Here is a 10,057-nt window from a genome sequence, read left to right as displayed (position 1 = left end):
CTAAAGCCAGTAAGCCGGTTAACCCTACAATTAAATGTTTCATCATTATAGTTTCCCGTGAGTTTGTGGCTAATACCAATTGTATTAAATAACTGATCTAAATTTTGCGCCGGAAAAATGGCTTAGTTAGAGGCGTAAGTTGATGTAAATGGTTGTTCCCTATACGAAACTTACAACGAAAAAATAAGTTGTTTTAACAAGTAAAATAGATCAGTTACTTACTATGATTGGTATCATTATAGCCAGAGCGACATAAGCCAACTGTTTTTTGTCTAGCTTAATTGCCTTGTTATATTTTCTGTACCATAATCCAATATATATTGGTACAAACTAAAAGAGTAAATTATGGCTAAAAATACTAGCGTAACCTTAGGTGATCACTTTGATCAATTCATAAACCAACAGCTACACTCTGGACGCTATGGTTCTGCGAGTGAAGTTATTCGCGCTGGCTTGCGTGCTCTAGAAGACCAGGAAGCTAAACTACATAACTTACGTAACATGCTTGCTCAAGGAGAACAAAGTGACACAGTCGATTACAGTTACGACTCTCTTATCGCTGAACTTGATAAAGATAACCATTAATGAATAAGTTTGTATTATCTGCTAAAGCAAAATCAGACTTAATCAACATTGCAAAATATACCCAAACGACTTGGGGACAGGCTCAACGAAATGACTACTTAAAAATATTAGATAGTTCATTCCAATTGTTGTCTGAAGATCCTGAAATTGGACTGCGTTGCGATTATATAAAAGAAGGATATAGTAAATATCCTCAAGCCAGTCATGTAATCTACTATAAGGGTCACAAAGAAAACCAAATATTGATTGTTCGTGTTTTACATAAAAGCATGGATGTAAATCGTGCACTATGAGAAAAATATAGCGGCCAATTCAGCTGCATCGAAGGCTTCAGCTGAAATCATGGTAATGCTGACCCCTCATTCATTTTGACCAGAACGAACCTAACCAACACCCTGTTTAAGTTTGCTAAAAGCAATGTATGATTTGGGAAGACTCTACGACGAGGAATTATAGCCGCATTGAGCATCAAATTACTCACTAACTCTTTGATATAAATAATTTTAATATCAAGGTACCCAGCACTTTAGCACTGCGCTAAAAAGAAGATACTCACCGCTTTTAAAGTTTGCAATTAATGGTTAAATTATAAAAGCAGTGAGTCTCAGGACATGTTGTTATGTTTCTGTACGACGGAGCCCATAAATTGCATGATCGACAATTCGTCCATTTAGGTTTTCTGCATTAGAAATCACTCCCTCTAACTTCATTCCTAAGCGCTCACAAACAGCCCTGCTAGCGAAGTTTTCAGTAGCTGCTGATATTTCGATTTTATGTATTTCTAAATCACTAAATGCAATATCTATGAGTTTTTTACAAACTCGGGTCATTATTCCATTGCCTTGAACTGATTCTATCAGCCAATAACCAATCTCGACTTTTTTCAATTCATGATTAATTGTATTGAAGCTGACATTACCCACTAATTTTTCATTGAACCAAATTCCACAGACCATTGATTTGCCATCTGCATAATCATGTAGAGATTTACGAATAAATGAAATAAAGTCCTGCTTATTCTCACAATGCGGAGGCCAAGCTAGCCACTTTTCAAGATAGGTAAAATTCTCCTTAACCAATTCCAAATACATTGGAGCAAAAGATTCTTGTAACAATGACAATTTAATTTCTTCATCTATTATTGTGCTGAACAATGAACACTCCTTGAAACATAACGAAGCTGTAGAATTTCTCATTTCCAGCCTGATTATTTAAAATAAAAACCACATTAATTTATATTTAATTGATATGCCAATAGATTATTCGGTTTTCAATAAATGATTGCTCATGGTGAAGCTGGGCCCCATTCATTTTAACCAGAACGAACCTAACCAACACCCTGTTTAAGTTTGTTAAAAGCAATGTATGATTTGAGAAAGCCCTATTGCCGCATTGAGTAGTGAATTATTCATTAACCCTTTGATATACAAAGTTTCAATGTATGTGCGTCCAGTATTTGGTATTTGAAACGATTGATTTGTTGGCTAGCATCATTAAGTAAAACCATTCTGCTCGATGGGCAGAGTCATTGGATATAGTTGGCGAAAATATAAAATAATAAAAACGCTCCTTTCTTACTGTTAATCAATGCTAGCTAAACTCTTTTTCTGGTAGAATCCAAAACTTAATATCTCATCTTTTCATCCACATAAGAGTGAATTACATGACACATCCAATTTTAGGTACGGCAACATCGGCCAGTGCAACTAAGGCATTACTATTAGGCTCAGGCGAATTAGGCAAAGAAGTAGCTATCGAACTACAACGTTTTGGCATCGAAGTGATTGCTGCTGATAGCTATGCAAATGCACCAGCAATGCAAATCGCACATCGTTCACATGTTGTCAGCATGCTAGATGGGAAACGCTTAGAAGAAATCATTCGCTTAGAAAACCCAGATTTTATTATTCCTGAAGTAGAAGCAATAGCGACTGATACCTTATTGGAGTTAGAGCAACAAGGTTTTAATGTTGTCTCGACTGCGCGTGCTGCAAAATTAACCATGGATAGAGAAGGCATTCGTCGTTTAGCCGCTGAAACGTTAAGCGTAAAAACGTCACCTTACATTTTTGCCGATACTAAAGAAGAGTATTTACAAGCCGTTAAAGAGATTGGCCAGCCTTGTGTCATTAAGCCTGTAATGAGTAGCTCAGGTAAAGGTCAAAGCGTGGTAAAAACGGACGCTGATTTAGATAACTCTTGGACTTATTCTCAAGAAGGTGGCCGTACTGGCGAAGGTCGTATTATTATTGAAGGCTTTGTTCCATTTGATTATGAAATCACTTTATTAACGGTTAGCGCGGTTGATGGCATACACTTTTGCGCCCCTATTGGCCATCGTCAAGAAGACGGTGATTACCGTGAATCATGGCAGCCACAAGCGATGTCAGAAGCAGCTTTACAGAAAGCTCAAACTATTGCGACCAAGGTGGTTACTGAATTAGGTGGCTTTGGTTTATTTGGGATGGAATTTTTTGTAAAAGGTGATGAAGTTTACTTTAGCGAAGTCTCGCCTCGCCCACACGATACAGGCTTGGTGACTTTGATTTCACAGGACTTATCTGAGTTCGCTTTGCATGTGCGCGCTATTTTAGGTTTCCCTATTGGTAACATTACGCAATACGGCCCTTCAGCTTCGAGTGTTATTTTAGGTAATGGCACATCTCAAGATATCCAATTTGAAGGTGTAGCCACTGCGCTAGGCAAAGTAGCCGGTTCGCAGATACGTTTATTTGCAAAACCCAATATTAACGGTAGTCGCCGTTTAGGGGTCGCGATTGCTCGTGGTGAAAATATAAAACAAGCCATTGAGGGTGCAAAATCTGTCAGTACTGCTGTAAACATTGTTTATTAAATAAAAATTTATTGCTGAACCTTGACATAGCCTCTACCTATTTTTCCACAAATAACAAATGAAAAGCCAATATTGCCAAAGCAGTATTGGCTTTTTTATACGGTTTTTATGGAATGTTATTATCAGGAAAAGCACTAGAGGTAATACCAATCACACTAATTAACTGATCTATTTTACTTGCAAAGTACTCCCGCATTAGTTGAATTAACAAAAACCAACCAATTACGATAACACCTTATTCAAGGCTACTACGTCCATTTTTCCCATTGAGTTTTTCTTAATGAGTAACCACCTTTAGCAAGCTCAGGCAAGGAGCTAATTATACAACAGCATAGTTTTATAAAGGCCGAAATCTACATAAACTAGCAAGACGGCATATACCAAAAAGGCAAATCAACATGATTTGCCTTTTTGGTATCTTATTAACTTATTTTTGGAATTTAGAATTTGTATTCAAGACCAACTGATGCGTATTTCATGTCCGTTGAAAAATCAGAATCGCTGTCCGCGCTATCAACATCTAAATCATTATCATAAACGGTATAATCGACTTTAACTGCCCAGTTTTTATCTAAGTGGTAACTCACTCCTACCCCGGCAAATAACCCAGTGTCATCTTCGTTTCCATCAACACCCAAAACAGAGTAATCTGTTTCATACCAGAGCTGACCGCCTTTAGCATAAATTTCGATATTGTTTGTCACTGGTAAACCTAATTTTAAACCAAGGGTATATCCATCCGTTTCTGCACTTGCCACAGAGTTTCCATAATCACCAAAATCTACATAACTCCCCTCAACAGCAATATATTCATTCAAAGAGTAACCTAGAAATAGTTGATAAGCGTCTTTATCATCATCAAATTCATCATCCCCATCCACTCGTAAATAACCATAATTACCACCTACATAAACACCTGCCGCATCGGAATCTGGGTTATATGCTTCTGCATGCACCAATGTTGCAGTGCTTAAAAAACCAGTTGAAATTAATGCGTATGCTAAAATTGACTTTTTCATTGTATGCTCCATAAGTGTTTTATTATTTAATACTCATACTGAATTACTTTGTTAGTAGAGTTGCTCTTTAAACTATTAAAGCTGTTTAAGCTGTTTATCTAATTACAAAGTATGTACTACAAAATATGTGCCAACATTTATCCCCTAAAAAAGGCTAATTTTCGTTCTAAAAATGTACAATCTATTGTTTTCATATGAATTTTTTATAATCTACTATGAAGAAATTACATGCTGTAATCGTTCAAACACAGTTTTGGATACACATGTTTAAATAAGAAATATCAACTAGTTAAAACAAAACCTTACTCAATACGGCTACGCCACTCCTCCCGTTGAGTTTTTCTGAATTAATCACTGTTTTTAGCAAGCTAGGGCAGGCAGGGATTTATGCGACCGCAAAGTTATATGAGCAGGCTAAGCTCAGCGTGTACTTTGTTCGTTCCTCGCTGAATTCAGAACATGAACGTCGCCTATGATAAACAATGCGTTAAGACAATAGTGTTGCTTTACTTCAAAGGAATAGATCAAAAGTAGATCTTTTAACCTTTTACCAACGTAAAAATTCCTAGATACCCCCTTAGGAGTGATTATGGATACCTTAGCAATTGACTTAGCGCGATTTCAATTCGCCTTTACCGTAGCTTTTCATATTATTTTTCCTTCCTTTACTATCGGCCTGGCTTCATACTTAGCTGTATTAGAGGGACTCTGGCTCAAAACCGGTAAAGAAAAATATATCCAGCTGTACAAATATTGGATAAAGATATTTGCCATCAGTTTTGGTATGGGGGTGGTGAGTGGCATTGTTTTAAGTTACCAGTTCGGTACTAACTGGAGTGTGTTCGCCGATAAGACAGGCCCAATTCTTGGCCCATTAATGGGTTATGAAGTTCTTTCCGCCTTCTTTTTAGAAGCGGGTTTTCTTGGTGTGATGCTGTTTGGTATGTCTCGCGTTGGTAAAAAACTGCATTTCGCTTCTACCTGTATTGTTGCGTTTGGGACGTTTTTATCGGCCTTCTGGATCCTCTCAGTAAATAGTTGGATGCAAACTCCTGCAGGTTATGCGATCAACGAAGTCGGACAATTTATTCCTGAAGATTGGTTTGCTGTGGTGTTTAATCCCTCTTTCCCTTATCGCCTAGTGCATATGTTATTGGCTTCTTACTTAACCACTGCCTTTGTGGTTGCCGCCGTCGGTGCATATCACCTTATTAAAGCGCCCCACAACCCATTGGCCAAAACTATGTTTTCGATGGCCTTATGGATGATTACTATCGTTACACCACTGCAAATTATCGCCGGGGATTTCCACGGTTTAAACACATTAGAGCATCAACCTGCCAAATTAGCAGCGATGGAAGGACACTATCAAACTCATAAAGGGGCACCACTCATTCTATTTGGTATACCCGATGATGAAGCCAAGCAAATGAACTATCAAGTTGCGATTCCTAAGCTTGGTAGCCTTATCTTGACTCATGACCTTAACGGTGAACTTAAAGGTCTCGATGCTTTTTCGGAAACAGATCATCCACCAGTCTCCATTGTATTCTGGAGTTTTCGAGTCATGGTCGGTATTGGCTTTGCGATGTTAGTAATAGGCTTATTCAGCTTGTGGCTACGTAAAAAAGACAAACTATACCAGCCAAGCCTATTCCACCGACTATGTGTCGCCTTCGGGCCTGCAGGCTTTATTGCCATATTAGCCGGCTGGATAACGACTGAAGTTGGAAGACAACCCTTTACCGTTTATGGGCTATTACGCACGGCAGATTCTGCTTCACCGATTGATGCTACCGCGATTAGTACCTCTTTAATCGCCTTTATTGTGGTCTATTTTTGTGTGTTCGGCGCTGGCTTCTTTTATCTGCTCAGACTCATGCGGAAATCACCAACTCGCTATGAAGAGCCCTTAGAACCGCGTCTGCCTGAAGGTGAAAATGTACCAGCTGCTATTCACCCTAACCGATTAACAGAGAGGTAACAATTATGGATTACGCACTTATTTGGTACGGATTAATTGGCCTAGCGGTATTGATTTATGTGGTTCTTGATGGCTTTGACTTAGGCATTGGGGTGCTTTTCCCCAATGCAAAGAGTGAAGGTGAACGCGACCTAATGATGAACAGTATTGCGCCAGTGTGGGATGGTAATGAAACCTGGCTAGTACTTGGAGGCGGAGGATTATTTGCTGTGTTTCCTCTCGCCTATGCGGTGGTGATGCCAGCGCTCTATGCCCCGCTAACTATCATGTTATTAGGTTTGGTGTTACGCGGTGTTTCCTTTGAATACCGATTTAGAACCAAACGAGGAAAATTTATCTGGGATATCGCGTTTTTCCTCGGATCATTCGGTGCAGCCCTAATGCAAGGGGTGATGCTTGGCGCAATGCTACAGGGTATTGAAATCTCAGGACGCAGTTACGCCGGTGGTTGGTTCGATTGGTTAACCCCATTCACATTATTTTGCGGCCTTGCCACTGTTTGCGCTTATATTCTACTCGGTGCCTGCTGGTTAATAATAAAACTGCCTGAAGAGCTCGCTAGTCGCTACTATAGAATTGCTAAACGCTGGGCGGTTGCATTGGTGTTGAGTATTCTAGTGGTTAGCGTGTGGTTACCATTACACAACCCAATCGTATCTGAGCGATGGTTCAGCTTTCCTAACTCAATACTCTATTACGCCCTACCAATACTAGCTGTTCTTTGTAGCTGGCAACTATTTAGAGCGCTTAAGCTTTATCAAGCAGTACGTACTTACCTTTTAGCGATGGGCTTATTTTTAGTTTCAGCGATGGGATTTGCAGTGAGCACATTCCCTTATCTGGTGCCATTTGCATTAACCTATCAACAAGCAGCAGCTCCAGATTCAAGTTTGAAGTTTTTACTTGTCGGTACTGCTGTTCTGTTACCGATGATCATTGCCTATAGCGGTTATGCTTATTGGGTGTTTAGAGGAAAACTAAAACATGATGAGGGGTACCATTAATGAAACCTATCACTAAAAAATGGGCTTGGTTTATCGCTATTTGGTTTAGCAGTGTCTTCGCTCTAACTATGTTTGCTTATTTACTACGTTTTATTATTAACTGATGTTGCGTGGTATAAATTAAGCTTTAAACGCCTTTTAACCTGTATTTCAGCCGCCAATCATCTATCAATTATTGGTAGATGATTAGCATTAAGGGATTTAGCGCCTTTTATATAGACCGCTTTTATTGTTTTAAAATGATTATATAATTTAAAGTGTTTCTAGGTTCTGTTACTCATTTGCGTTTAAATTTTGTAAATTAAAATGCTGCCCCACACATTTAAGTAAACAATATCAAACGCTTAAAATAAAACCTTACTCAATATGGCAGCGATTGATACGACAGTATCGTGTTTATGAGCAGCCGTTGCTAGCTCAAGTCTGAGCGGTGCGTTAAGAAGGAGCTCATTACTCTTACCCAAAGGAATAGTTTAAAAACGAATTAGGAGCCTGTTTTTTTGCTTACTTTATTCTTCTGGTAAGAAAAAGTATGTCGCCCACAGGGCGAAATAAATGTAAATAAAAGTGTGAATGACTAGACAAGCAGAGACGAGAATTTACACTTATCACTCTAGTTAATATGCACTCCCACGGAGGACCGTGGGAATGAAGTAAAAATATACTTGAAAGATCAACTGCCCCTGGTTTATTCTCAAAAACATATTGTTCCAGCGAGTATTTATTCAAAAACCAAGTTTTCAAGGAAGGTTAAATTTGGAAGATACAGTCAATAGAGTGATTAAAGTTCGCCCAAGTTCTAAACGTAATGCACTGACGCTTATATGCCTCGGCTTTACATTGATATTTATTTTTTGGCTTATCAGTTTATTTCTTTGGCAAACCTTTAAAATTCAATTGATTTTACTCATATGCATTAGCTTGATGATTGCGTTCATTGGGTTCCTCAAATATATAGAGCCTGAAACCAGCTTTTTTATCACCCCTGAAATGATTAAGTATTGTCACCTGAATGGCAAATGGTCTCTACGATGGCAAGATATTATTCGTTTTGGGGAAATTAAAGCGGATGTTAGAGGTCAGCATACACAATTACCTTACCTCGGTATCAAGCTAAATAATTTAGATCATCTCGCCAAAAACATATCCCCAAGACTCGCCAACAAGTTAATTCACGAACAACAAGAGTTGATTGTTTTAGCGATTATTAATAAAGAAATTAGTGCTGAAGAAGACCTGATTAATTTTGAACCCTATACGTTAAATGACGTGGTATATAAAGGTCCAATCGCAGCATGGTTACATCGTAGTGAACAACTCGCTAAAGCCTATGGTTACCACCTCTATTTACCAGAGAGCAGTTTGGATCGAGATATAAACCAATTTTTAAGGTTATTAAAAGAGTGCCATCACTACATTATTGTAAATGGACCTGCTTAGTTTTTAGTCGTCATTAATCGGCTGCATAGGCATAATGAGATGTATTAAGTTTATAAAACCCACCTCTCACACCCAAGCTCCTCCTTGGGAGTGCATATTTACCTAGAATGATGATTTTTATCACCTCGTTCCCAAAGTTCTCCGAGGAAACGCATATTCACCTAGATTACTGAGAGTTATTTCTCGTCTGCGCTCGTCAAATCAGCTTTAATATTAATATCAGTAATTTCGCCCTGTCGGCGACTTTACTTTCTCTAGACCAGTAGAGAACGTAAGCAAAGAGAGCTGGCACCGAATCGCTTTCTGATCCAAATCATAGATTGCTTTTAAAACGCACCGGCTCTTGCTGGCCATCCATGGCCAGAACGAGCCTAAGCCAAACATCCTGTTTGGCTTTGCTAAAAGCAATCTATGATTTGGGAAAGCTCAACGGCGGGGATTTGTCGCAGCCGCTTTGACTAAGGTTTTGTTATAGCTAAATCACCTCGTTCCCAAAGTTCTCCGAGGGAACGCATATTCACCTAGATTACTGAGAGTTATTTCTCGTCTGCGCTCGTCCAGTCGCTCGTCCAGTCATTGACGTGTTGATTTACCACACGTAAAAGAAAGTAACTGGCTGACAGGGCGATACAACAGTTAATAAGTAACGAAATACAGCGATGAGCAAAGACGAAATAATTCACACCTGATTTGCTAAACCCCCATACACAATTAAAGAACCCCAGATTCAAATACTTGTTTTAGTAATGCGATAAATAGCATCACAAATACTAATATAGGTAAGATTTTACTGTATTTAGCTTGTTGTTTTGCACTAATAGGTTTGGCATAACGTTCACCTAACACCACCATCAAGGCAACAGCCACAAATAATGCGATTAAAATCCAAATAATAGTCATAATGCCCCTTAAAGATATACGTCACCACGAAGGACCATGGGAACGAGATTAATAGTTACATCATGTATTCAACATATCAAATTATTCAATATGAACGAGTATTACTTCAGTATGCATTTACACCAAAAGATTACATGAGAAGACTTATTTGGGGGGATTTTACCTTTAAGCTAAAACACACAATGCAAAATATATTCAATGAACAATAGATGGTTTCATCTATTTAGCTATGCCGTTATTTCAATATTAACTTCTTCATCGAAAATAAGTT

The 10,057-nt window shown here is 38.6% G+C and carries 10 protein-coding genes; 7 read left to right on the top strand and 3 right to left on the bottom strand.

Going from position 1 to position 10,057, the window contains the following annotated elements:
- Nucleotides 1–345: 345 nt before the first annotated feature.
- On the top strand, nt 346–585 hold the full coding sequence (locus DS885_RS08185) for a type II toxin-antitoxin system ParD family antitoxin (RefSeq protein WP_113818948.1): 240 nt from the start codon (nt 346–348) through the stop codon (nt 583–585).
- Nucleotides 585–878, top strand: a complete 294-nt coding sequence (locus tag DS885_RS08180) for a type II toxin-antitoxin system RelE/ParE family toxin (protein ID WP_113818947.1) — start codon at nt 585–587, stop codon at nt 876–878. The genes DS885_RS08185 and DS885_RS08180 overlap by 1 nt, the downstream gene beginning before the upstream one ends.
- 324 nt (nt 879–1,202) lie before the next feature.
- Here the strand turns inward: DS885_RS08180 and DS885_RS08175 are convergent, their stop codons facing one another.
- Complete coding sequence (locus DS885_RS08175) at nt 1,203–1,739, bottom strand: GNAT family N-acetyltransferase (protein ID WP_113818946.1); 537 nt, start codon at nt 1,737–1,739, stop codon at nt 1,203–1,205.
- Between the two features lie 509 nt (nt 1,740–2,248).
- Between DS885_RS08175 and purT the strand changes: the two genes are divergently transcribed.
- Complete coding sequence (purT, locus tag DS885_RS08170) at nt 2,249–3,439, top strand: formate-dependent phosphoribosylglycinamide formyltransferase (protein ID WP_220149674.1); 1,191 nt, start codon at nt 2,249–2,251, stop codon at nt 3,437–3,439.
- Nucleotides 3,440–3,879: 440 nt separating this feature from the next.
- Here purT and DS885_RS08165 read toward each other — a convergent pair whose 3' ends face one another.
- Complete coding sequence (locus DS885_RS08165) at nt 3,880–4,458, bottom strand: porin family protein (protein WP_258546871.1); 579 nt, start codon at nt 4,456–4,458, stop codon at nt 3,880–3,882.
- Between the two features lie 586 nt (nt 4,459–5,044).
- Here DS885_RS08165 and DS885_RS08160 point away from each other — a divergent pair.
- The 4 genes from DS885_RS08160 to DS885_RS08145 all read left to right on the top strand — a co-directional run bounded on the left by DS885_RS08160 (nt 5,045) and on the right by DS885_RS08145 (nt 8,886).
- Entirely contained in the window at nt 5,045–6,442 is a 1,398-nt protein-coding gene (locus tag DS885_RS08160; RefSeq protein ID WP_441344259.1) for a cytochrome ubiquinol oxidase subunit I, read from the top strand.
- A 5-nt stretch (nt 6,443–6,447) separates the two neighbouring features.
- Nucleotides 6,448–7,446, top strand: coding sequence for a cytochrome d ubiquinol oxidase subunit II (cydB, locus tag DS885_RS08155; protein WP_113818943.1), 999 nt, complete (start codon nt 6,448–6,450; stop codon nt 7,444–7,446).
- Nucleotides 7,446–7,550, top strand: a complete 105-nt coding sequence (locus tag DS885_RS17900) for a DUF2474 family protein (RefSeq protein ID WP_113818942.1) — start codon at nt 7,446–7,448, stop codon at nt 7,548–7,550. Before cydB ends, DS885_RS17900 begins: the two co-directional genes overlap by 1 nt.
- A gap of 652 nt (nt 7,551–8,202) precedes the next feature.
- Nucleotides 8,203–8,886 (top strand): DUF2982 domain-containing protein, encoded by a 684-nt coding sequence (locus DS885_RS08145; RefSeq protein WP_113818941.1) that lies wholly within the window; start codon nt 8,203–8,205, stop codon nt 8,884–8,886.
- Nucleotides 8,887–9,597: 711 nt separating this feature from the next.
- Here the strand turns inward: DS885_RS08145 and DS885_RS08140 are convergent.
- Nucleotides 9,598–9,786: a hypothetical protein gene (locus DS885_RS08140; protein ID WP_113818940.1), complete on the bottom strand. Its 189-nt coding sequence runs from the start codon at nt 9,784–9,786 to the stop codon at nt 9,598–9,600.
- Between the last annotated feature and the right edge of the window lie 271 nt (nt 9,787–10,057).

The sequence above is a fragment of the Psychromonas sp. B3M02 genome (assembly GCF_003318165.1).
Taxonomy (GTDB): Bacteria; Pseudomonadota; Gammaproteobacteria; order Enterobacterales; family Psychromonadaceae; genus Psychromonas.
This window is presented reverse-complemented; position numbering and strand designations above follow the sequence as displayed.

What these genes read in the sequence shown, in the direction of transcription:
- DS885_RS08165 (WP_258546871.1), bottom strand. Translation starts at nt 4,458, where the DNA reads ATGAAAAAGTCAATTTTAGCATACGCATTAATTTCAACTGGTTTTTTA.
- DS885_RS17900 (WP_113818942.1), top strand. Translation starts at nt 7,446, where the DNA reads ATGAAACCTATCACTAAAAAATGGGCTTGGTTTATCGCTATTTGGTTT.
- cydB (WP_113818943.1), top strand. Translation starts at nt 6,448, where the DNA reads ATGGATTACGCACTTATTTGGTACGGATTAATTGGCCTAGCGGTATTG.
- DS885_RS08185 (WP_113818948.1), top strand. Translation starts at nt 346, where the DNA reads ATGGCTAAAAATACTAGCGTAACCTTAGGTGATCACTTTGATCAATTC.
- purT (WP_220149674.1), top strand. Translation starts at nt 2,249, where the DNA reads ATGACACATCCAATTTTAGGTACGGCAACATCGGCCAGTGCAACTAAG.
- DS885_RS08140 (WP_113818940.1), bottom strand. Translation starts at nt 9,786, where the DNA reads ATGACTATTATTTGGATTTTAATCGCATTATTTGTGGCTGTTGCCTTG.
- DS885_RS08180 (WP_113818947.1), top strand. Translation starts at nt 585, where the DNA reads ATGAATAAGTTTGTATTATCTGCTAAAGCAAAATCAGACTTAATCAAC.